The 21,487-nt window shown below is 69.1% G+C and carries 19 protein-coding genes, 1 tRNA gene and 1 pseudogene; 9 read left to right on the forward strand and 12 right to left on the reverse strand.

Annotation, left to right across the window (positions count from 1 at the left end; all coding sequences use genetic code 11):
* Positions 1–221 precede the first annotated feature (221 nt).
* Complete coding sequence (locus tag LY13_RS22255; RefSeq protein ID WP_253830501.1) at positions 222–770, forward strand: YbhB/YbcL family Raf kinase inhibitor-like protein; 549 nt, start codon at positions 222–224, stop codon at positions 768–770.
* Between the two features lie 380 nt (positions 771–1,150).
* On the opposite strand, the gene LY13_RS22260 is transcribed toward LY13_RS22255, so the two are convergent.
* Both LY13_RS22260 and LY13_RS22265 read right to left on the reverse strand, forming a co-directional pair.
* Positions 1,151–1,714 carry a TetR/AcrR family transcriptional regulator gene (locus LY13_RS22260; RefSeq protein WP_183647948.1) on the reverse strand — a complete coding sequence of 188 codons (564 nt, stop codon included), beginning with the start codon at positions 1,712–1,714 and terminating at the stop codon, positions 1,151–1,153.
* Complete coding sequence (locus tag LY13_RS22265; protein WP_253830502.1) at positions 1,711–2,037, reverse strand: DMT family transporter; 327 nt, start codon at positions 2,035–2,037, stop codon at positions 1,711–1,713. The genes LY13_RS22260 and LY13_RS22265 overlap by 4 nt, the downstream gene beginning before the upstream one ends.
* 160 nt (positions 2,038–2,197) lie before the next feature.
* On the opposite strand from LY13_RS22265, the gene LY13_RS22270 reads away from it, so the two are divergent.
* Entirely contained in the window at positions 2,198–4,510 is a 2,313-nt protein-coding gene (locus tag LY13_RS22270) for a (Fe-S)-binding protein (RefSeq protein ID WP_253830503.1), read from the forward strand.
* A gap of 216 nt (positions 4,511–4,726) precedes the next feature.
* Positions 4,727–5,674: a DUF742 domain-containing protein gene (locus LY13_RS22275; RefSeq protein WP_253830504.1), complete on the forward strand. Its 948-nt coding sequence runs from the start codon at positions 4,727–4,729 to the stop codon at positions 5,672–5,674.
* Between the two features lie 103 nt (positions 5,675–5,777).
* Here LY13_RS22275 and LY13_RS26060 read toward each other — a convergent pair whose 3' ends face one another.
* The gene (locus LY13_RS26060; RefSeq protein ID WP_253830505.1) at positions 5,778–8,018 is read right to left on the reverse strand and encodes an esterase-like activity of phytase family protein; all 2,241 of its coding nucleotides are present in this window, start codon (positions 8,016–8,018) and stop codon (positions 5,778–5,780) included.
* Positions 8,019–8,161: 143 nt separating this feature from the next.
* Here LY13_RS26060 and LY13_RS22285 point away from each other — a divergent pair, with 143 nt between their 5' ends.
* Positions 8,162–8,767 carry a TetR/AcrR family transcriptional regulator gene (locus LY13_RS22285; protein ID WP_253830506.1) on the forward strand — a complete coding sequence of 202 codons (606 nt, stop codon included), beginning with the start codon at positions 8,162–8,164 and terminating at the stop codon, positions 8,765–8,767.
* A complete protein-coding gene (locus LY13_RS22290) occupies positions 8,751–10,379 on the forward strand; it encodes an acyl-CoA dehydrogenase family protein (RefSeq protein ID WP_253830507.1) in 1,629 nt (542 codons plus the stop codon). The genes LY13_RS22285 and LY13_RS22290 overlap by 17 nt, the downstream gene beginning before the upstream one ends.
* A gap of 62 nt (positions 10,380–10,441) precedes the next feature.
* On the opposite strand, the gene LY13_RS22295 is transcribed toward LY13_RS22290, so the two are convergent.
* The 3 genes from LY13_RS22295 to LY13_RS22305 all read right to left on the reverse strand — a co-directional run bounded on the left by LY13_RS22295 (position 10,442) and on the right by LY13_RS22305 (position 13,185).
* Positions 10,442–11,242 carry a CAP domain-containing protein gene (locus tag LY13_RS22295; protein WP_253830508.1) on the reverse strand — a complete coding sequence of 267 codons (801 nt, stop codon included), beginning with the start codon at positions 11,240–11,242 and terminating at the stop codon, positions 10,442–10,444.
* 106 nt (positions 11,243–11,348) lie between these two features.
* Positions 11,349–11,930: a dCTP deaminase gene (gene dcd / locus LY13_RS22300; RefSeq protein WP_253830509.1), complete on the reverse strand. Its 582-nt coding sequence runs from the start codon at positions 11,928–11,930 to the stop codon at positions 11,349–11,351.
* Positions 11,931–11,955: 25 nt separating this feature from the next.
* A complete protein-coding gene (locus LY13_RS22305; RefSeq protein WP_253830510.1) occupies positions 11,956–13,185 on the reverse strand; it encodes an oxygenase MpaB family protein in 1,230 nt (409 codons plus the stop codon).
* Between the two features lie 137 nt (positions 13,186–13,322).
* Here LY13_RS22305 and LY13_RS22310 point away from each other — a divergent pair.
* Positions 13,323–13,396, forward strand: a tRNA-Gly gene (locus LY13_RS22310).
* A 91-nt stretch (positions 13,397–13,487) separates the two neighbouring features.
* Here LY13_RS22310 and LY13_RS22315 read toward each other — a convergent pair.
* From LY13_RS22315 to LY13_RS22340, 6 genes are all read right to left on the reverse strand, one after another.
* Positions 13,488–14,675 carry a tyrosine-type recombinase/integrase gene (locus LY13_RS22315; RefSeq protein ID WP_253830511.1) on the reverse strand — a complete coding sequence of 396 codons (1,188 nt, stop codon included), beginning with the start codon at positions 14,673–14,675 and terminating at the stop codon, positions 13,488–13,490.
* On the reverse strand, positions 14,675–14,893 hold the full coding sequence (locus LY13_RS22320; RefSeq protein ID WP_253830512.1) for a helix-turn-helix domain-containing protein: 219 nt from the start codon (positions 14,891–14,893) through the stop codon (positions 14,675–14,677). The genes LY13_RS22315 and LY13_RS22320 overlap by 1 nt, the downstream gene beginning before the upstream one ends.
* 11 nt (positions 14,894–14,904) lie before the next feature.
* On the reverse strand, positions 14,905–16,641 hold the full coding sequence (locus LY13_RS22325; protein ID WP_253830513.1) for a replication initiator: 1,737 nt from the start codon (positions 16,639–16,641) through the stop codon (positions 14,905–14,907).
* Positions 16,641–18,158, reverse strand: a complete 1,518-nt coding sequence (locus LY13_RS22330; RefSeq protein WP_253830514.1) for an FtsK/SpoIIIE domain-containing protein — start codon at positions 18,156–18,158, stop codon at positions 16,641–16,643. Before LY13_RS22330 ends, LY13_RS22325 begins: the two co-directional genes overlap by 1 nt.
* Positions 18,158–18,508, reverse strand: coding sequence for a hypothetical protein (locus tag LY13_RS22335; RefSeq protein ID WP_253830515.1), 351 nt, complete (start codon positions 18,506–18,508; stop codon positions 18,158–18,160). Before LY13_RS22335 ends, LY13_RS22330 begins: the two co-directional genes overlap by 1 nt.
* Before the next feature lie 258 nt (positions 18,509–18,766).
* Positions 18,767–19,240, reverse strand: a complete 474-nt coding sequence (locus LY13_RS22340; RefSeq protein ID WP_253830516.1) for a hypothetical protein — start codon at positions 19,238–19,240, stop codon at positions 18,767–18,769.
* Positions 19,241–19,363: 123 nt separating this feature from the next.
* Here LY13_RS22340 and LY13_RS22345 point away from each other — a divergent pair, with 123 nt between their 5' ends.
* From LY13_RS22345 to LY13_RS22355, 3 genes and pseudogenes are all read left to right on the forward strand, one after another.
* A complete protein-coding gene (locus tag LY13_RS22345) occupies positions 19,364–20,188 on the forward strand; it encodes a GntR family transcriptional regulator (protein ID WP_253830517.1) in 825 nt (274 codons plus the stop codon).
* The gene (locus tag LY13_RS22350; protein ID WP_253830518.1) at positions 20,185–21,018 is read left to right on the forward strand and encodes a glycosyltransferase family 2 protein; all 834 of its coding nucleotides are present in this window, start codon (positions 20,185–20,187) and stop codon (positions 21,016–21,018) included. Before LY13_RS22345 ends, LY13_RS22350 begins: the two co-directional genes overlap by 4 nt.
* A gap of 273 nt (positions 21,019–21,291) precedes the next feature.
* Positions 21,292–21,487: pseudogene (locus LY13_RS22355) on the forward strand (IS5/IS1182 family transposase); the annotation flags it as partial.

Raw genomic sequence — 21,487 nt, forward strand, 5'->3', positions numbered from 1 at the left:
CGAACCACGCCGCCGGGCCGCGTCGCCCGGGCGCCGCCGGGCCGCGCCGTCCGGGCCGCGCTGACGCGCCGTGCCCGGCTGCCTACGCTGGGGCCGGGTCGCAGCGATGCACCCGCCGACGTTCCCCCATGGGCACCTTGGTTGCACTCACCGCCACCAAAGTGCCCTTGGAGGCTCTGTCTCCAGCCGACTCAGTGCCACCCGACCACGAGGAGCGTGAGATGGCCGACGCGCCGTTCAACTTCAACCCCTACGACTTCCTGCCGCAGGTGCCGAGCTTCGACGTGCGCAGCGACGACGTGACCGACGGCCAGGCGCTGCCCACCCCGCAGCTGTCCGGCCTGTTCGGCGCGGGCGGCGAGGACACCTCGCCTCACCTGGCGTGGTCCGGCTTCCCCGACGGCACCAAGAGCTTCGTCGTGACCTGCTACGACCCGGACGCGCCGACCGTCAGCGGGTTCTGGCACTGGGCGGTGTTCAACATCCCCGCCTCCGTCACGGAGCTGCCCACGGACGCCGGGAATCCGAGCGGGGCGAACCTGCCCGAAGGCGCGAAGATGCTCACCACCGACGGCGGTGTGCGCCAGTACCTCGGCGCCGCGCCGCCTCCCGGGCACGGGCCGCACCGCTACATCTTCGTGGTGCACGCGCTGGACGTCGAGTCGCTCGACATCCCCGACGAGTCCCGGCCCGCGTTCCTGCAGTTCAACATGTTCGGCCACACGCTGGGCCGCGCAACCCTCACGGGCCTTCACGAGAACAAGGGCTGACACCGTAGTCCCGCGCCCCGGGGACGCGTGTTGCGTTCCCGGGGCCTCGTGTCGCGGATCCCGGGGCGCGTGTTGCGTTCCTGAGTGACCGTGTTGCGCTTCAAGGGGCGCGTGTTGCGTCCTCCGGGGCCATGACTCGCATCACGTGTCCTGCACGCGGCACCACGTGTCCTGCATTCGGTGTTCTACGGCGGAGCACGGCACGGCGTCCGGAACCCGCAACACGGTCCCCTGAACCCGCAACACGGCGTCCGGGATCTGCAACACGGGCCCCAGGAACGCAACACGGTCCCCGGGATCCGCAACACGGCGCCCTGAACCTGCAACACGATCCCCCGGATCCGCAACACGGCGTCTTGAGTGCAGGGCACGCGGGCGGGTCACCTCGGGTTGAGCAGGTAGTCGACGACCGGGCGGAGTTCCTCCTCGCCTGGGGGTTCGTCGTCGATGAGGCCCTGGATCAGCAGACCGTCGATGCCGGCGAGGAACACGCGGAAGGCGACCTCGTCGTCGTGGCGCACCATCGACGTGAGCACGTCGAGCCACCGTCGGGCCGCCGGGCGCAGTTCGGGCTTGCGCGCGGCCAGGAGATACAGCTCGTACTCGGCCATCGTCCGCCCGCGCTTCGGGCCGAGCGCCTCCGCCAGCAGCTTGGCGATCTCCTCCGCGCCACGCCCACGACCGTGTGAGCGTGCCCGGTCGATCATCCAGTACACCTCGGTGGCCATGTCCCGCGCGCAGTCGATCAGCGTCGCCACGAGCAGGTCGTCGAGGGTGGCGAAGTGGTACGTCGTCGACGTCGTCGGCACGCCCGCCTCCGCCGCCACCGTGCGGTGCGTGACCCCGGCGACGCCGTCGCGTTCGATCACGCGCAGGGTCGCCTCGATGATCTCCGTGCGCCGCTTCTCTCCCCGCGCTTTGCGGCCGTCGACCTGCCGTTTCACGCGGCGCGCCCCGCTTCGAGCAGCACCACCCCGCCGATGACCAGCGCCAATCCGGCGATCATGGTCGGGTTCATCGGTTCTCCGAGGAACGCCGATCCGATGAGCGCCACGAGCGCGACACCCGCGGCCGCCCAGATCGCGTACGCGACCCCGACCGGCATACCGTGTTTCAGCGCCTGCCCCAGCAGCACGAACGCCGTGCCGTACCCGACGACCACGGCGATCGAGGGCAGCAGCTTGGAGAAACCCTCCGACAACTTCAACGACACGGTGCCGGTGACCTCGGCGACGATCGCTCCTGCGATCAACAGATATGCACCCACTCTTGTGAAGATACCTGAACGTTCGTCCCATAATTAGCGAGGTTTCTGCCACATCAGTGGGACTCGGGCATCGCTCATCCGTTACTCCTCAGTAGGACCTGAACGAAGAAGCGATACCCTCCCGACACCCACCACGAAGACCGAACCGAAAGGCCCGATCATGGGTGCACTGCAGATCACGCTCGGCGTGATCGGCGTTGCCGTCAGCATTGTCGCTTGGGGTGTGTTCGTCGCCGCCGTCGTCCGGCAGGTGCGCATCATCCGACTCGGGCAGCCGGACGGCACGCGCTACGGACCGTTCCTCCCGCGCCTGAAGACGCTGATCAAGGAGTTCGCCGCCCACACGCGGATGAACAAGTTCCGCAACGTCGGGCCATGGCACTGGCTGGTGATGTGGGGCTTCCTGCTCGGCTCGCTCGCCCTGTTCGAGGCCTACGGCGAGATCTTCGACCCGCACTTCGCGTGGCCGATCATCGGCCACTGGGCTCCGTGGCAGCTGCTGCTCGAACTGCTGGGCATCGGCACCGTGGTCGGTGGTGTCGCGCTGGCGATCATCCGTCAGGCCAACCACCCGCGCCGCGCCGACCGGCAGTCCCGGTTCCAGGGGTCGGACTTCGCGGCCGCCTACTTCGTGGAAGCCGTGGTGGTCATCGAGGGTCTCGGCATCCTCGGCGTCAAGGCGTTCAAGATCTCCAGCGGCATCGAGGACCCGGCTCTGTGGTCCAGCTTCGTGACCCAGCCGCTCGCGCAGATCCTGCCGAGCGCCACCGCGGCCGTGTCGATCATGGCGCTGATCAAGCTGCTGTCGGGCATGATCTGGCTGGTCGTGGTCGGCCGGAACCTCACGATGGGTGTCGCCTGGCACCGGTTCAGCGCGTTCTTCAACATCTACTTCAAGCGCGAGGACGACGGCGGCGTCGCGCTGGGCAAGCTCAAGCCGATGATGTCGGACGGCAAGCCGCTCGACTTCGAGGAGGCCGACCCGGAGAAGGACGTCTTCGGTGCGGGCCAGGTCGAGGACTTCAGCTGGAAGGGCTGGCTGGACTTCTCGACGTGCACCGAGTGCGGCCGCTGCCAGTCGCAATGCCCGGCGTGGAACACGGGTAAGCCCCTGTCGCCGAAGATGCTGATCACGCAGCTGCGCGACCACGCCTACGCCAAGGCGCCGTACCTGATGGCGGGCGGCAAGAAGGACATGGCAGGCGACGAGATCGGCCTGACCGGCGACGACCCGCACGCGGGCATCGACGTGCTGGCGCTGGCCGAGTCCGAGCGCGCGCTCGTGGGCGACGCCGAGGCGAACGGCGTCATCGACCCGGACATGCTGTGGTCGTGCACCAACTGCGGTGCGTGCGTCGAGCAGTGCCCTGTCGACATCGAGCACGTCGACCACATCGTCGACATGCGCCGTTACCAGGTCATGATCGAGTCGAACTTCCCGACCGAGCTGAACTCGCTGTTCAAGAACTTGGAGAACAAGGGCAACCCGTGGGGCCAGAACGCCAAGGACCGCATGGCCTGGGCCGAGGACCTCGACTTCGAGGTGCCCGTGTTCGACGGCGAGTTCAGCGAGGACACCGAGTACCTGTTCTGGGTCGGCTGCGCCGGTGCGTTCGAGGACCGCGCCAAGAAGACGACGCGTGCGGTGGCCGAACTGCTGCACATGGCCGACGTCAAGTACACCGTGCTCGGACCGGAGGAGACCTGCACCGGTGACCCGGCTCGCCGCGCAGGCAACGAGTTCGTGTTCCAGATGCTGGCGCAGCAGAACGTCGAGGTGCTGAACTCGGTGTTCGAGGATGTCGAGCCGGAGAAGCGCAAGATCGTCGTCACGTGTGCGCACTGCTTCAACACGCTCGCCAACGAGTACCCGGATCTCGGCGGCAACTACGAGGTCGTGCACCACACGCAGCTGCTCAACCGCCTCGTGCGCGAGAAGCGGCTGACGCCGATGGCCCCGGTCGCGCAGGACATCACGTACCACGACCCGTGCTTCCTCGGCCGCCACAACCAGGTGTACGAGGCGCCGCGTGAGCTCGCGGACGCCGCGGGCGCGAACCTGCGCGAGATGCCGCGGCACGGCGACCGCTCCATGTGCTGCGGTGCCGGTGGTGCGCGCATGTGGATGGAAGAGCAGATCGGCAAGCGGATCAACGTCGAGCGCGTCGACGAGGCGCTCGGCACCGCACCGTCGAAGATCGCGACGGGCTGCCCGTTCTGCCGCGTCATGCTCAACGACGGCGTCACCTCGCGGCAGAGCGACGGCAAGGCCAGCGAGGATCTTGAGGTCGTCGACGTGTCGCAGCTGCTGCTGTCGGCGGTCAAGCGGGGTTCGGACAAGGAGCCGGTCACGGTGGGCGCGTCCGACACCGAAGCCGGCGGTGAGGCCGAGGCGGACGGCAAGGCCGACACCGCGGCCGGTCCGGCAGGTGCGAACGAGGCCGGCGCGCCTCGGTCGGCCGAGGATTCCTGACCCGGACGAGTAGCTCAGGCGGGCGCCGCATCGGACCTCCGGTGCGGCGCCCGCTGCTGTTTCGGCATCGACCCAGCTTGTTTACACGGGTGAAATACACAACCCCGTCCGGTTCTCCACAATCCTCGTCAGGCCACGCGGCGCAGCGTCGCAGGCCCTCCGGGGTCGTACCCGGCGACGAGACGGCCGCACGGCGTGCGAGGCGAGGGCGTGGGTATGGGTACCTCGAAGGAACCAGCGAGACCGGAGTCGCGCGAGGACGCCGTCGGCCGCTCGGGTGCGCGCTTCCCCTCGGAACGGCAGCGCGAACGGCTCGGCGCGGAACCGGAGTTCGAGGAGGAACCCTCCGAGCCGGCCGAGGCCACCGACCTGCCGGTGCGGTCCGGTGCGCGCTTCCCGTCGGCGAAGGCGCTGGAGCGCATCGAGCGTGCCGAGCGGAAGGCGGCGGAGAAGGAGGCCGCCAAACGAGCCGGGAACCGCGGCTCGCCCGAGACCGAACCGGAACGGGCGCGGAAGAAGAGCCGGTCGCGGGTCGGCGGGTCGGGCGCGCGGTTCCCGTCGGCCTCGGCGTTGGAGCGGTACGGTGACGCGGAGCCGGGCGAGGCCGGCGAGACCGCGAGTACACGCGAAGCGGCGGGCGCGGGCCGTTCGGAGGACCCGGGCGAGGCGGCGACCGTGCCCACCATGGCGCACGTGGAGGTCACCGGCCCCCGGCAGGCCGCGCCCGCCGATGAACGCCCCTCCGAACGCGCCGTCCCAGCGATCGACACCCCCGGCGGCAACCACGAGTACGCCGACGAGCTCTACGACCCGCTCGAGGAGAACCGCCTGCGGGTGCGGCCGTACGTGATCACCCGCGGCCGCACCGAGGCACGCGACGACCTGGCGATCGAAACGCTCGTCACGGTCAACCCGGCGGGACCGTGGGCGCGAGACGGGAACAACGCCGATTACCAGGCGGTGCGCCGGCTGTGCGTCGAGCCGCGGTCGGTCGCGGAGATCGCGGCGCTACTGGCCGTGCCGCTCGGTGTCGCGCGGGTCCTGCTCAGCGACCTGCTCGGGGCGGATCTGGTGCACGTCCACACGGCGTCGGCCCCGGACGAGACGGGCAGGCCGGATTTCGCGCTCATGCAACGTGTGCTGGCGGGCCTGCACCGATTGTGACCGCGGCGCCTGTCGGGACCGCGGCAGCGGCTGTGCTCGCACCGTCCGTGGCCGCGGGCGGGAAGGGGCCGGCCGTACCCACCCGCCGGCCCCTTCCCTGTCCTCAGGCGCGACCCAGTCGCAGCAGGACCGACTCGCCCGGAGCGTCGTCGAGCCCGTCGTTGTCGACGGCGCCGACGAGGCGGCGGTCGGCGGTCACGGCGAGACCTTCCGGCTTGTCGGCCACGGCGCCGCCGCCCGCTTCGAGCGCGGGCAGCAGGTCCCGCGAGAGCCGCTTGCGCAGCACCGGTTTCGCTTCCCCGGCGGGCGCGGGATCGACCGTCGAGACGTCGATCTCGTAGACCTTCTTCGTCTGCGCGTTCTCGCCGCGCTGGTTGTCGCGTTCGAGCACGAGCAGACGACCGTCGCCGAGCGCGGTCAGCTCGGACACGCCGATCCAGCCGTTCTCCGGCGCGTCGTCGAGCGGGTAGGCCGCGAACGACCACTTCCCGGTCGAGGGCGTGTAGCGGGCGAGCGTGGTGCGTCCCGGTTCGTTGTCGGCCCACTCCCGCTGCACGGCGACCCACACGTGGTCGCCCGTCACGGCGACGCCTTCGAAGCCGTACCGCTCGGCTCCGCCTGCAATGGCGTCGGGCAGCGCGATCTCACGGCGCACCTCGCCGCCGGAGTCGACGTCGACGAGCAGGTTGCGCACCCCGTCGGCAGGCTTGCCCTCGGTGGCGAGCCAGTAACCGCCGTCCTCGCGGGTGGCGATGCCCTCGACGTCGTAGGACGCCGCCTCGCCGTCGCGCGTGACCGGCAGTTCGCCGGTCACCCTGGCCGGATGCGACGCGGTGTCGACGCTGAGCACGCGGCTCGGCGTGTACGCGTCGTCGGTGACGGCCACGACCTCGCCGGGCTCACCGGGGACGCCGGAAAGCCCCGACAACGCGCCGAACCCGATGCCGTCGGAGACGATCGACGGGGCGCCCCGGTTGTGCTTCAGCGACGCGGCGAGCGGCTTGCGCGTCAGCTGGTACCGGCTGAGCGAGGAACGCATGTTGTCCTCGGCGTCGTCCTCCTCGGCCGAGACGACGAGTCCGCCGCGCTGCGGCACGGGCAGCACGCCCTCGGGCGCGACGCCGGTGGGCAGACCCTGCACCAGCTTCGGGCTGCGCGGATCGTCCACGTTGTACACGGCGACGAGGTTGGCACGTTCGAGCGCGACGAAGGCGTAGCGGTGCTTGCCGTACGTGGCGACGGCCAGTCCCTCCGGTTCGACACCCTTGTTCTCGGCGCGGTGCTCCGGGTACTGGCCGTAGGAGATGGCGAGTTGCTCCAGTTCGGCACCCGAGCTGTACACGACGTCGCCGGTGCGGGCGTCGAACGCGGTCCACGTGCGGGTGCCGCCCTCGTAGTCGCCTTCGTCGGCGGTCGCGAGGGTGTCGTCGTCGAGCCATCCGACCGAGTCGGGTTCGCGGGGCGCCGTAACGGTGCCGTCGCGCTCGATGCGGGAGTTCTCGGTGGTGTCGACGTCGCGCACGGTCGCCGTGCCCGCGGTGAAGTCGCTGCGCACGTCGCCGGTCTCGAGGTCGACGACGGCGATGTGGTTGTTCTCCTGCAACGTCACGGCGACCTCGCCGCGCCCGTTGATCGAGACGTACTCGGGCTCGGGGTCGCTCGGCGCGACGTCGGCGAGGCCGGTCAGGTCGGTCTTGTGCACCTGCCAGTCCGCGGGCGAGCCGTCGAGGTCGACGATGTCGAGGAACCCGGCGGGCTGCTGCGGGATGGCGCCGTCATCGAGATCCTCGTCGCGCTCGTTCTCGATGGCGACGGCGGCGTGGCGGCCGTCGTGGGAGATGTCGATCGCGTCGGGTTGACCGCCGAGGTCGTGGCTCGCGACGACGGTCCGCGTGTCGAGGTCGACGACCTGGAGTACGCCGGACGGTTCCGTGTAGCTCTCCGACGTGTTCACGGCGACGAGTGCGAACCCGCCGACGATGTCGACGGACGTGGGCTCGCCGGGCATGTCGAGGGTGCCCGCCGGTTCGACGGAGCTGCGCCTTGCGAGCTTCGCGAAGCCGATGCGCTCGCCGGGCGAATCCGTGTACACGACGGTCCGGCCGTCGGGGGTGACGGCCGAGATCTCGGCGGCCGTCTCCTCGTCGGGCGACGAGTTCTCGTGGACGGGCATCGTCGCCGTGCGGACGAAGTGCTCACCGGGGTGGGACGGGACGCCGGTGGCGGGCGAGGTGTCCGGGCGGGCGGGGCTGTCCGAGGCGGGGCTCGCGACGGCCGTCGGGGCCAACGTGGCCGTCAGCGCCGTGGCGGCCGCACAGGCGAGGAGTCGGTTTCTGTTTCGCACCCGAGCTTTGTAGCCCGTTCGGGTGTTGTCGGGCTGAACACGACGCGAACGCCGCATACCGATGTCCGTGATCGCCCCGGCGCCCGGCCTGTCCGTGATCGTCGGTCTTGCCTCAAGCTGTGAATGGTGGTTCACTATTTCGCATGGTGTACCGCCGCACCCCGAGGATCCAGGCACGCATGGACTCGCAGCGTGCCGCGATCCTCGACGCCGCCGTCGAACTGCTGGCCACACGCGGCTACGCGGGTTGTTCGGTGGCCGCGGTCGCCGACGGCGCGGGCGTCGCCACCGGCAGCGTGTACCGGTACTTCGGCAGCAAGGCGGAGCTGGTCGTGGAGGTGTTCCGGCAGCTGGTGACGCGCGAGGTCGAGGCCGTCGAGCGCGCGGCGCAGCAGCCGGGTTCGACGGGCGAGCGCGTCGTCGCCGTCGTCGACACGTTCGCCGCACGCGCACTCAAGGCGCCGCGGCTGGCGTACGCACTGCTCGCGGAACCGGTCGACGCTCCGGTCGAGGCCGAACGCATCGTGTTCCGCCGCGCGTTCCGCGACGTCATCGCGGCCCGGATCGGCGAGGGCGTGCGCGACGGCACGCTGCCGCCGCAACAGGCCCCGCTGACCGCCGCCGCGATCGTCGGCGCCGTCGCCGAGGTCATGATCGGACCGCTGACCTCGGGCGGCGAGGACGCGGTCGACGAACTGTCCACCTTCACCCTGCGATCCCTAGGAGCCTTCGATGCCGGCAACCCATGACGTGACGAACCAGGTGCCGCAGTTGACCGGCCACGACGTCGCCGACGACCCGACGCTGCTGGCCGCGCTGACACGCGAGGGTGCGGACTGGGCGGCCGACGAGGTGCACGAACTCGGCGCGCTCGCGGGCAGCGAACGCGTGCAGGAGTGGGGCAGGCTGGCGAACGAGAACCCGCCGGCGCTGCGCACCCACGACCGGGTGGGCCACCGCATCGACGAGGTGGAGTTCCACCCGCACTGGCACGACCTGATGGACGTCGCCGTCTCCCACGGACTGCACGCCGCACCGTGGCGGGACTCGCGGCCCGGCGCGCACGTGGCGCGGGCGGCGAAGTTCTACGTGTGGAGCCAGAACGAGGCGGGCCACACGTGCCCGATCTCGATGACGTACTCGGCCGTGCCGACGTTGCGGCACAGCCCCGAGCTCGCCGACGTCTACGAACCGCTGCTCGCGGCCCGCGAATACGACTACGGCCTGCGCGTGCCGACGGGTAAACGCGGCCTCATCGCGGGCATGTCGATGACCGAGAAGCAGGGCGGCTCGGACGTGCGCGCCAACACGACGACCGCGACCCCGGCCGGCGACGGCACGTACGCGCTGACGGGGCACAAATGGTTCACGTCGGCACCGATGTCGGACGTGTTCCTGACGCTCGCGCAGACCCCGGGCGGGCTGTCGTGTTTCCTGCTGCCGCGCGTGCTGCCGGACGGTTCGCGCAACGCCATCCACCTGCAGCGACTCAAGGACAAGCTGGGCAACAAGTCGAACGCGTCGGCCGAGATCGAGTACGACGGTGCGATCGGCTGGCTGGTCGGCGAGGAGGGCCGCGGGGTCCGCACGATCATCGAGATGGTGTCGAACACGCGGCTGGACTGCGTCATCGGCGGGGCCGCGGGGATGCGTTACGGCACGGTACGAGCGGCGCACCACGCGCGGCACCGGTCGACGTTCGGCACCCGGCTGGCCGACCACCCGGCGATGGCGAACGTGCTGGCGGATCTGGCCGTCGAGTCGGAGGCGGCGACGCTCGTGGCGATGCGCCTGGCCGGTGCGAGCGACCGCGCGGCGGCCGACGACGGTGAGGCGGCGTTCCGGCGGCTGGCACTGGCGGTGACGAAGTACTGGGTGTGCAAACGGGCGCCCGCACATGCGGCCGAGGCGCTGGAATGCCTGGGCGGCAACGGTTACGTCGAGGAGTCGGGCATGCCGCGACTGTTCCGTGAGTCGCCGTTGTCGTCGATCTGGGAGGGTTCGGGCAACGTCGCGGCGCTGGACACGTTGCGTGCCATGGCGAAGCAGCCGGACTCGGTGGAGGCGCTGGTCGCCGAGCTCGACGCGGCGTCCGGTGTGGACGGACGACTGGACGAGGCGATCGCCGGGGTGCGCAAGGAGCTCGCCGATCTATCCGATGTGGAGTATCGCGCGCGGAGGCTGGTGGAGCGGCTCGCGCTGGTGTTGCAGGGTTCGCTGCTGGTGCGCCACGGCGACGAGGCGGTCGCCGACGCGTTCTGCGCCTCGCGATTGGCGGGCGACTGGGGCGCGGCCTTCGGCACCCTGCCCACGGGTGTCGACACGACCCGCATCCTCACCCGCATCACCCCGACCGAGTGACACCCGTCCGGGTGGGCAGCCTGTGCCCCAAGGGCGCAAAGCCGCCTACCTGCTGAACACGGTCAGTAGCCGAGGTCGAGGGTCCAGTACCAGCCGTTCTCGTTGAGGCCGACGCCGAGGGCGGTGACGTCGCAGTCGGTGATGTTGGCGCTGTGGGCGTCCTGCGCCATCCAGTTGTCGACGACGGCGCGCGCCGACGTCACGCCCATCGCGAGGTTCTCGGCCGCGGGGTCGTCGTAGCCGTGCGATTCGACGCGCTCCTCGAAGGACGTGCCGTCGGAGGACTCGTGCGACAGCCTGCCCTGCCGGGACATGTCGTCGCTGTGCGCCTGCGCGGATTCGTCGAGTTCCGGGGCGACGCTGACGGGGGAGCAGCCCGCGAGGACGCGTTCCTCGTTGACGTACCTGGCGAGCTCCTCGAGTGGCTGGTCGGTGCGGTTGCCGCTGGTCGTCGTGGGGGCGGTCGTCGGCGAGGCGCTGTCGGAGCCGGACGTCGGCGCACTCGTGGTCGGTGTGGGCGAGTCCTCGGACCGGGTGGTCGTCGGCTGCTGCGACGACGTGCGGCTCGGTGCGGGATCGACGGTCGTCGTGGTGGGGGACCCACCGGGCAGCGAGACCGACGACGTCGCGGGGGCGGGGCTCGCGGACCCCGCGGCGCCGGGGCCGCCCGGGTGTCCCGGAGAACCGGTGGACGACGGCTCGGGCGGTTGCCGTTCCAGACCACTGTGCGGACCGGCGACCTGCGCGGTGTCCGTTGAGTCCGGTTCGAACCACAGCAGGTGACCGCCCACCGCACCCGCGACTCCGACGAGCACGCTGAGCGTCACCAGCGCTGCGCGGTATCGAGGGGTCGGGGTAGCCACGACCGGGCAAGCTACCACCAACGAGTGACTTGGCGAACCGTTCTGTGAGACGGATCAGCCACGCGTCACCGCCGCGGCGCGCCGGCCTCGCGTGAGGTCTCGACCTTCAGCGGGCGGTGTCGACGCGGTCGAAGTTGCGGTACGCGCGGCTCGGCGTCGGCCCGCGCTGCCCCTGGTACTTGGAACCTGCCTCGCTGGAGCCGTAGGGGTGTTCGGCGGAGCTGGTGAGCCGGAACAGGCACAGCTGGCCGATCTTCATTCCCGGCCACAGGGTGATCGGCAGGTTGGCGACGTTCGACAGTTCGAGCGTGATGTGGCCGTCGAACCCGGGGTCGATGAACCCGGCGGTCGAGTGCGTCAACAGGCCGAGCCTGCCGAGTGACGACTTGCCTTCGAGGCGGCCCGCGAGGTCGTCGGGCAGGCTGAAGATCTCGAACGTCGAGCCGAGGACGAACTCGCCGGGGTGCAGGACGAACGGCTCGCCGTCGGTCTTCTCGACCATCGAGGTGAGTTCGTCCTGCTGCAACGACGGGTCGATGTGCGTGTACTTCGTGTTGTCGAAGACACGGAAGAATCGGTCGAGGCGCACGTCGATGCTCGACGGTTGGAGCATCTGCGGCCCGTACGGTTCGACGGCGAGGCGGCCTGCGTCGAGCTCCTTGCGGAGGTCGCGGTCACTGAGCAGCACGGACCCCACCCTATCGCCGCGCTGTTCAGGCCGCGGTGCGCATGTGCCGTGCGTAGGTGCGGTCGATGCGGAACACCGAGCCGAGCCTGCGCCGGTACTGGGCGCGGCCGAGCTCGCCGATGCGTTCCTGTACCGCTGTCGCGCCGGGCAGGACGCGTCGCACGCTCTCGGCCGCGAAGTTGGCGGCCGCGCCCGCGAGCACGGCTCCCTGTGCGATCGGGTCGTTCGGCAGGCCGAGGAAGTCGGAGTTGGCCTTGCCGAGTACGAGCCTGCTGACCGAGCCGTGCAGCCGTACCGAGAGCTGGGCGAGCACGGTGCCGAGGGCGCCGCGTCCCTCGCCGACGCCTTCGTGCGCGGCGAGCAGTGCCGCGGCGAGGCGCTTGGAGTCGTCGTCGGGGATGAATTCGCTGGTGGCGAGCAGCCAGAGCAGGCGCCACGAGTCGTCCTCGGTGGCGGGGAGGAGTTCGTCGTCGACACCCATGAGCCAGCCGACGTAGCGCCACAGGTGGTGGATGTCGGCACGTTCGTCGTCGGTGTAGCGGACACCGAGCAGCTGCATACCCAGGACGTAGACCAGGGAGAACAGCAGGAGCGTGCCGACGGTCTGGATCTGGTTGACGGGCCGGTCCCAGGCGTCGTAGTCCCAGTCGGGGCGGCGGTTCATGGCGGCGCGCACGTGCGCGTGGACGAGTCGGACGCGGAGCGCGGAGGCGTAGCCGTGTTCGTGGGTGCGTAGCGCGCCGGGGGTGGTGACGTCGAGCCACCAGTGCGTGGTTTCGACGAGCCGTTTCGGTGCCATGTCCTCGATGAGCGCACCGGTGCCGACCAGGGGTTTCGTCGCCCTGGACGACAGGTAGCCGCCCATGAGCGCCATGTCGCCGAGGGGGAAGAGGCCGAGCAGGCCGGTGCGGACGATGGCGCGGGCGCCGGCGTCGATGCGGGCGTGGTCGACCCAGTACGGCGTGGCTTCCACCTGGCGGAAGAACGCGGCCAGTTCGGCGGGCGGGTCCGGGACGGCGTCGATGCCGTCGGCGAGCGCACGTTCGAAGAGGGCGCGACCCTCGCCGTCGGGGAGGCGTTCGATCAGGGCGACGAGGTCGTCGGCGAGCGGGTCGGCCGTCTGGGCGTACTCGCGGAAGGCGTCGAGCTGACGCCGGGTGCCGCGGACGTCACCGGGTGCGTACAGCCGCGTTGCCAGGCGGAACCCGCCGGTGCGCAGGAACTCGGGCTCGGGCAGTCGCTCGTCGATGCTCATCGCATGCTCCTTCGCACGACCCCGTTCAGGTGATGACAACAAGTGTTGTCACTTGTGGCCGTGAACGTCAAGCGGCGAGATGAACCGGGGGTGGGGATGACGATCCGCGCGGACGTTGTAAGATCGGTCGGCAACAGGCGGATGTAGTTCAATGGTAGAACATCAGCTTCCCAAGCTGAGAACGCGGGTTCGATTCCCGTCATCCGCTCCACGTGGAAACCCCCAGGTCACACACCGTCTGATGTGGACCTGGGGGTTTCTGCTTTCTTGATCGACAAGGCCAGCGTGCCATTAACGTGCCATTAGCCGACCGGGGCCGGCTGGCCGGCCCCACCGTCGCCCGGCTCGTCATCGTCTCCGCCACGCCGTTCGCGGTATTCCTCGACAAGCCCCGAGAGCTGATCGGCGATCCGCTGGCCGGCCTCATCCGTGGCCCGCTGGTAAATCAGCGCCGCCCGCATGTCGTCGTGTCCCATCCGAGCCATGAGGTCCTTGGTCGACATGCCGGTTTTCGAAGCCCACACGTTGCCCGCGTGCCGCAGGTCATGGAAGTGCAGGCCCTCCAGCCCGATATCCGCGACAACCTTCGTCCACTTCACGCGCTGGTTGAAGTTCGGCCGGCGGATCGCGTTGCCGGAACGTTCACCCGTGAACAGCAGCGCCGTAAGTTCCGAGTCGACGTACTCAGCCACGTGTTCCAGCACGTCATCCCGCACCGCGGCCGGAACGATCACCTCACGCGCGCCAGCCCGCGACTTTGGCGGCCCCTCGACCAGGCCTTGCCCGCGAACCTCGACGAACTGCCGGCTCACCCGCACCCAGCTCGCATCCTCAGCGACGTCACAGCGGCGAAGCGCAGTCGCCTCGCCCCAGCGGAGCGACGTGAAGGCCGTGAGCAGAACCAACGCGCGAAAACGGGCGGGCATCTTGTCGGCGAGTTGGAACACCTGCGCAATGGACAGCGTTGGACGCTCCGCCGGGCTCTCCTTGTCCGCTCCCCGGATTCGACAGGGATTGCGCTGCAGGATGTTGTCCTCATCCACCGCCGTGGTCAGGACCGCACGCAAGAACCGGTACGCCTTGGCCGTGACCGACTGCGACACACCCGAGGACAACCGGCGCGCCCGCCATTGCCGAATCACCGCCGTCGACAGCTTGCCCAGCTGGACCCCGCCGAGGTCCGGGGCGACGTGCTTCGTCAACAGCCATTCGTACAGGTCAACGGTGCGCGGGCGTAGATCCGGACGTTCCTGGATCCATTGCCGGGCGTAGTCGGCGAGCTCGATCTTGCCCTTCTCCGGATCCACCCAGTCGCCTTGATTGATCTGGGTTTCCACCATGGCCAACCAGCGCTCAGCGGCACGCCTGGTATCGAAGGTGTACGGCGCCAGCCGCTCGACCCCATCCGGGCCCGGATACCTCGCCTGCCAGCGCTTCGACGGCAGCTGACGAACGTTGCCGAAACTCCGGCGCCCCTTCTTGTTCGCCATCAGGCAGCACCTCCCAGGTCTCGCAGCACAGAGCTACGAGTCACCGGCTCGACTCGGCCGGCCTGGACGTAGGCTTCGAGGTCTTCGACGGCGAGTCGGACGTGGGTGCCGATCTTGTGGAAGGCGATACGGCGTTCGGCGATGAGCCGGCGGACGAACCGGACGGAGGTGCCGAGGTAGGCCGCTGCCTGCTGAACGTCGAGATATGTGGTGTCCATCGGTGCCCCCTTCACGCCGCGGCCTGGTCGGTTGCCGAAAGTTCGGCGGCTTGTCGTGCTTGGTCGTATTGCTGGCGCCATCGGCGTTTCTGGGCGATGGAGTGCAGCAGCAGTTGTGTCCGGTCGGGTTGTTTCGGGTCGCCGCGCGGGATGGGCACCCACCGGTACCGGCCGTCCGGGTCGTCGGGGGTGTCGAGTTCGGGGGTGGCGCCGACGGCCCCGAGGGTGCGCATCACGTGCTCGCGCCGTTCGTGGCGGTGTTCGGTGAGGTTCTTGCCCGACCATTTGCGCGAGACGAGGCACCGCCGGCCCCGGTAGCCGAGGGTGGCCGGCTTGTGTGCCTTGCCCTGACACGCACCGGGCACGAGGCCTTTGCCGGCGTCTTCGGGCTGGATGCCATACAGCAGCCAGTTCGCGCAGCCCTCGGAGCAGGGTTCCCAGCGCAGCGCGTCGGCGAGCCGGTCGTGGTGGCGCCGCTGGGCGTCGGTGTCGGCCTCGTAGCACGAGTCGAGGTCCTTGGTGAGGTATTTGACCAGGTAGGACAGGCACTTGCCGGCCTGGTCCGTACCGGCGTTGACGCCCTGAATATCGATGCCGCCGGTACCGAAGCGCACCACGTGGGCGGGTTCGGCGTCCGGGTCGAAGGTCTCGTCCAGCGCCTCTTCCCACGACCGCAGCTCCTGCCCGGTGTCGGGGTCGACGTAGGCGTCGGTGGCCTCGTCCCACACCGGCGCATGCTCGGGGCTGTAGACCGGCACGTCATGCACGGGCCACCACACCTGGTGATACGTGGCGGCCGCGACCTGCCGCAGCAGTGCCCGTGGGATGGTGCCGCGTACCGCGGCGTGCAGGTGCATCGCGAGGCGTTTCTGGGGTTCGACGGCGGCGAAGTACTGCACGTTCCACCCGCACGCCCGCCGCAGGTTCTGCCAGAACCGGTCGACGAGCTTGCCGAAGTGGATCGCATCGCGCGCCGCCCGCCGGTAGTCGTAACGACCGGGATCGAGGGGCGTGCCGACGATGCCGTCCTCGCGGTGATGCACCCGCCCGCACCGACAGCGTGTCGGGTGTTCGGGCTTTGTGGACGCCGAGTGCACCGGACCGTACGAATCCAGAGTGAGGGTCAGGAACGTCGACGGGCGGAAGACCTTGCCGTCGCCGGTGTCGAAGGCGCGGCCGACGGTGGTGTCGGCGACCTGCCGCCGCGGCAAGTCCGGGGCGTCCTGTCGGCGGCGGGTCGAGCGCACCGTCCGAGGTTTCTTGTCCTCGACGGGTTCTTTCTCCCCGCGCAGCCCATCAGCTTTGAGCAGGGCGTGCGCGGCCTCGATCTCGCCGTCGATCTCCTCGGCGGCCCGGTCATCGCCGATACCGACCGCGAGCGCGCGGGCCTCGGTCAAATCGGCGATCTGGCCGAGCGCGGCCCGCTGCTGCGTCGTGGGTTCCTCGGTCTCGATCTGGGGTTCGTCGGTCAGGTGCCAGCCTTCGCGGGCCTGGTGCATCCGCAGCCGCCGCGCCTTATCGGCACACGAGGGGCACACCGCGCTCTGGGTGGCCCCGCACGGCACGGGCACGTGGACCTTCTCGCTCGTGGCGGTATCGATGCGTTCGAGCACCATCGGCCGCACACACGCGCCCAGCTCTTCGGCCGTGGTTTCGGCCATGTCCTCGAGCGTGGCCGGGATGATCTTCCCGACCGGCGCCGGCAACTCCACGTCCTCAGTCAGCGCAGTCTCGGTCACAGCGGTCATCAGGCCACGCCTCCGTCGATCGAGTGCAGCACCGGCCCGGGCCGGTAGGTCTGCGCCAGCTGGCGAATGTCGTCATCGGTCAGATAGCCGGCCCGAACCCGGGTCACGGTGCGGGAGCCGTCTTCGACGACGTAGCCCACGCCGGGCGAGGTGTCGGCGATCTCCTCGCAGCGGGCACCGCGGTCACGGGCACCGTCGCCGAGGACCATGTCCGGCTGGGACGCTTCGACCAGCCGCAGGCCGATGCGGGTGGGGAACAGGTCGCGCCAGCGGACCACCTCCTTGCGCGGGTCCTGCAGCGCGCCGATCACATGCATCCCGGGCGCCCGGCCCTTCGTCAGCAGCCGGCCCAGCGCAGCCTCGGCCCGCTTCTGCCGTTTGGAATCGGAGATGAACGCCGTGACGGAGGCGAGTTCGTCGATGACGACGAGGATGAACGGCATCGACCTCGAGGGCTCCAACGTCCGCGCATAGCCGGCCAACAGCGAGGCACGCCGGTCCGCCTCATCGGCCAGGCCTTCCAGGAACGAGACGGCTTCTTCCTCGGCCTCGGTGCCGTCCATGGTGACCAGTTGTCGGAACAACTCCCGGCCGAAGCCGAGTTCCATGCCGCCCTTCGGGTCCAGCCCCACGACCTGCACCAGCCCGCCGCGGATTGCCGGGCCGATGCCGGCCAGGATCGACCAGAGCACCGAGCCCTTACCCGAGCCCGTGGCGCCCGCCAGCAGGGTGTGCGTGCCGAGGAGGTTGACCAGCCAGCGGCCGCCGTCATCGCGCGTGCCGATCGGCACCGCCGCCAGGTCCACATCGGACCCGGCCGGGGCCGGCGCCTGCACGTGCACCAGCGGGTCGCCGAAGGCCAGGCGCACGAACACCAGACCCGGCTTGTCCGTCCGCTGGAACTCGCCGGCCAGGCGGGCCTTGACCCAGCAGGTCCAGGACCAGCGCGGCGGATCCACGACCCGTGCCTCACGGGCATGCATCGCCTCGACCAGCTCGTCCAGGTGCTCGGCAAGCCGTGCCCGCGTGATGCCGGCCGGAAGTCGGACCGTGAGCACGTCGGCGAACCGGCCGTGCCGGATGAACACCACCTTGGGCGCGACCAGCTTCTTGGACCGCTTCTTGGCCGTCAGCCCGGAAGCGACCATCACATCGGCCCACTTCCAGAAATACCGGCGGCGCCGCATCCACATGCGCCACGGCGAGGCGACCCACACATCGAACGAGGACGGCCACACCAGCAGCCACGCCACCAGCACGCACGCCGCGACGACGACCTGCACCGCAGCCACCACATCCAGACCCACGGCCCACGTCCAGACCGCCGGCAGCAGCGCGGCCATCGGCAGCCAGTTGAAGGCCACGAACGTCACGATCACGGTGGCCACGAAGGCCACCCCGCGGGCCAGCCACACCAGGGCGGCAGCGAGCGAGCCCCACACACCGTCCGGGCGATGCCGGCGAGGGTGGACCTCGATCTCCTGCCAGCCGGCGTTCTTGTCGATCGTCACCGGCATCAGGCAGCCACCCCCGAATCAGCCGCCACCGCCAACGCACGCCGCCAGTAACTGGCCTCCATCTCGCGGTAACTCTCGGCCCTGCGCTCGGCGTCATGCTCCGCGGAGATCGCCGCGGTGGTGTAGATCCACTGAATGCCGCGCTGATGCGACGTCCAACGCGACAGCACGCCCCACCAACGGGCCTCACGTTCGTACAGCTCCGCGATCCGACCCATCTTGCGTGCCGTCCCGCACCGACCAGAGACGCACTTGTTCTGTGCCTGCACATAGGCGCGCCGCGTGCGCCCCAATCCCTGTTCCACCATGTGCGGGACCGATCCCGGCCCCGCGAAAACCTGGCTGTCCATTACTGTCGAAGTCCTCTCAACGTTCTTCAATGCCGCGGACGGCTGGAAGGAAACTGTTGGGAGACCAGGGGCCGAGTCCGTGGCCGCGGGCTCGGCCCCGCTCCCGAAAACCGTTGACATACCTCAGAAATCACGACCGGCGCGCATCCACCTCACCCCCAAACCCGCGCTCAGGGGCCGGAGCGCCGCACTTGCAGCACAGCCACGTGCCCACGATCCACACGAAGTAATGCCCATCGCCGGCAGCCGGATCGCACATCAGGCCGCCTCCGCCTGCGACGCCGACGACTCGCCCGAACGCCGGCCCGCCGACTTACCCGCCGACGACCCACCCGGCGACGACTGCGCCGCAGCGAACCCCGTCGCGAAATACATCCAGCCCAGCCGCTTGAACTTGTCCTGACCCGTCACCACCGGCGAGACCTGCAGCCCCTCAAGGACCACCGGACGCATGCCGCAGCCCGGCATGAACTCCTCCGTCGTCGGAACCGGCTGCACGTCCGACAGGAAGATCACCTTGATCGACGCCTCGGCCTCTTTCGCGTAACCCGGATCCGAGAACACTGCCTTCCAACGGCGCAGCCCAGTCGCCTCGTCCACCTTCTGCCGCGGCGGCGCGTTGCGGTTCTCCTGAAACTCGTTATCCGGTTCCACCTGACCGTTCAGCACCAAACCCGCCGGAAACGCCTGCTCAAACGGCACCTCGAACCGGTGCCCACGCTCCATACCCATCAGACTTGAACTCCCAATCCAGTGTTTGCGTGTTTGTAGGTTTGCCCGCAAACCTACAAATAGGCTAACCACGGGTCCGCGATGGATGCAAGGGGTTTGCGCGCAAACTGCTAAAGTTGGCTTATGAAACCTCAGAAGACCCCAGCTCGGAGCCCGATTGCGGTGCGCATCGCCGACGATCTGCGCATCCAGATCGAGTCTGGCCAGCGTCAGCCGGGCGACGCCCTGCCCACGCTGCACCAGCTGGCCGAGCAGTGGGCATGTTCCACCACCAGTGCCCGCACCGCGATCGACCTGCTCAAAAAGCAAGGCCTGATCACCGGCGGCAGGGGCAAGGCGCCGGTCGTTCGGATCCCGCCGCGCCAGGTGGTCCGCACATCGAAGCGGCACCAAGAAGAGAAGGACGTCGTCCTGCAGACCGAGGAGATCCGCAGTCGACGCGGTCTCGCCGAGGACGACATGGACGTAGAGCTCGACGAGCTCGAGTTCACGGCCGACTACCAGACGGTGCCCGCAGGCGAGAAGCTCGCCGAAGCGTTCGACATCGACCCGTCCGACGAGCTGCTACAGCGCATCTACGAGCACTCCGACCCGCGAACCGAACGGCTCGAAGCGTGGTCGATCTCGTGGATCCCGATGAAACTCATCGAATCGAACCCGGCCATCGCCGACCCCGCGAACGCGGCGTGGCCGGGCGGCACGCTGCACCAGCTCTACACAGTGGGGATCGAGGTCATCGAGGTCATCGACGACGTCACCGCGTCGATGCCGTCGACCGTGGACGTCGAACGTTGGCATCTACCCGACGGCGTGCCCATGATCTGGTGCCGGCGCACGTCGGTCGACACCGAAGGCCGCGTGGTCGAGGTGACCGATGCCCAGTACCCGGCCGACCGCACCGTCCTCAACTTCCACACACCACTCAAGCCCTGGAGCAGCGAAAAGTGACACGTCGAGTCTCGATCATCACCGCCGCTTACGGCCCGAAAGCCGACTACCTCGACGAGGCCATGCGCAGCGTGCTCGCCCAGGACATGCCCGAAGGCTGGGAGTTCGAGTGGCTGATTCAGGAAGACGGCACCGATCCCCAGCTCGCCGACAAGTTCGCCGACCTGCCCAACGTTCACTACGCCGCGAACGAGGCACAGGCCGGCGCAGCCGTCAGCCGTAACTTCGCCCTCGCACGCGCGACCGGCGAGCTGGTGCAGGTACTCGACCACGACGACGTACTTCTCCCGCACGCACTACGCACCCTGATCCCGCACTTCGAAGACCCGCAGGTCGGATGGGCCTGCGGACAGGCCGACGACCTGCTCTCCGACGGCACGCGCACGAGCTACGAATCCGCGATGCCGTTCGGCACCATCGATGCCGGCGCCGTCAACTCATGGGCCATCGACCACGAAGCCAACTGGCCCGTGCACTGCGCCGCACTCATGATGCGCACCGACCTCATACGCGCCGCCGGCGGCTGGGCAGCCTCACCCATCGACGAAGACATCATCATGTTCTCCGCCCTGTCCGAACTCTCGGCCGGCTACAACGACGAGGCCGTCACCTGGCTGTATCGCATCCACGACCAGCAGACACACAAGACCGACACGTCCAGGCTGCACAGCCAGACCGGCCGACAGATCGCACTGCAGCGCATCCAGGCCCTATCCCGCGTCGGCCTGAACCTCAACGGCCAGCCAGTACCCACACGGCAATTCGAGGCCAGCGTCGGCGAAGCGGTCAAGTACAACGTCGCTCCAGGCGCTACCTGGTGGAATTCGTAACGCCACGACCTACCGGACTTATAATGCGCAGCGAGAAGCGACGTCATTTGGCACGATTATGAGACCTCGCCAAGATGAGCTTGAAGCTAATGGGTCTGTTTGCACCTTGACATATAACCTTGGAATAAGGCCATTAACAATGAGGTTTTCTCGGTAAGTTGATCTTTGCTGGCTGTCGTCGACCGGCTGGGGTCAAGCCTGGCTGTGGATAGGCGTAGAGCCCCTGGTAGGACTGGATTTGCGAAGATCAAGTCCGAGAACCAGAGGCTCTACGTGATTACTTATCGTGCCACGCTCGATGTGCCGCGCGCACTTGCCCAGTACCTGGCCCGGTTGTTGCTGCTCGAACGGGGTGAACGGGGCACACGTCGAGGCCGGCGGGCGCTGGGCGTGTTCAGCCAGGCGGTTCTGGTGCTGCGCTGGTTTCGTGAGTCCACACAGGTCGCGCGCCTGGCACGAGACAATGGCG

Origin of the sequence: Prauserella aidingensis (assembly GCF_024171865.1) — a bacterium.
GTDB classification, from domain to species: Bacteria; Actinomycetota; Actinomycetes; order Mycobacteriales; family Pseudonocardiaceae; genus Prauserella; species Prauserella aidingensis.

Coding starts and splice junctions, on each gene's coding strand:
- LY13_RS22255 (WP_253830501.1), top strand. CDS start 222: ATGGCCGACGCGCCGTTCAACTTCAACCCCTACGACTTCCTGCCGCAG.
- LY13_RS22270 (WP_253830503.1), top strand. CDS start 2,198: ATGGGTGCACTGCAGATCACGCTCGGCGTGATCGGCGTTGCCGTCAGC.
- LY13_RS22275 (WP_253830504.1), top strand. CDS start 4,727: ATGGGTACCTCGAAGGAACCAGCGAGACCGGAGTCGCGCGAGGACGCC.
- LY13_RS22285 (WP_253830506.1), top strand. CDS start 8,162: ATGGTGTACCGCCGCACCCCGAGGATCCAGGCACGCATGGACTCGCAG.
- LY13_RS22290 (WP_253830507.1), top strand. CDS start 8,751: ATGCCGGCAACCCATGACGTGACGAACCAGGTGCCGCAGTTGACCGGC.
- LY13_RS22305 (WP_253830510.1), bottom strand. CDS start 13,185: ATGAGCATCGACGAGCGACTGCCCGAGCCCGAGTTCCTGCGCACCGGC.
- LY13_RS22315 (WP_253830511.1), bottom strand. CDS start 14,675: ATGGCGAACAAGAAGGGGCGCCGGAGTTTCGGCAACGTTCGTCAGCTG.
- LY13_RS22320 (WP_253830512.1), bottom strand. CDS start 14,893: ATGGACACCACATATCTCGACGTTCAGCAGGCAGCGGCCTACCTCGGC.
- LY13_RS22325 (WP_253830513.1), bottom strand. CDS start 16,641: ATGACCGCTGTGACCGAGACTGCGCTGACTGAGGACGTGGAGTTGCCG.
- LY13_RS22330 (WP_253830514.1), bottom strand. CDS start 18,158: ATGCCGGTGACGATCGACAAGAACGCCGGCTGGCAGGAGATCGAGGTC.
- LY13_RS22335 (WP_253830515.1), bottom strand. CDS start 18,508: ATGGACAGCCAGGTTTTCGCGGGGCCGGGATCGGTCCCGCACATGGTG.
- LY13_RS22340 (WP_253830516.1), bottom strand. CDS start 19,240: ATGGGTATGGAGCGTGGGCACCGGTTCGAGGTGCCGTTTGAGCAGGCG.
- LY13_RS22345 (WP_253830517.1), top strand. CDS start 19,364: ATGAAACCTCAGAAGACCCCAGCTCGGAGCCCGATTGCGGTGCGCATC.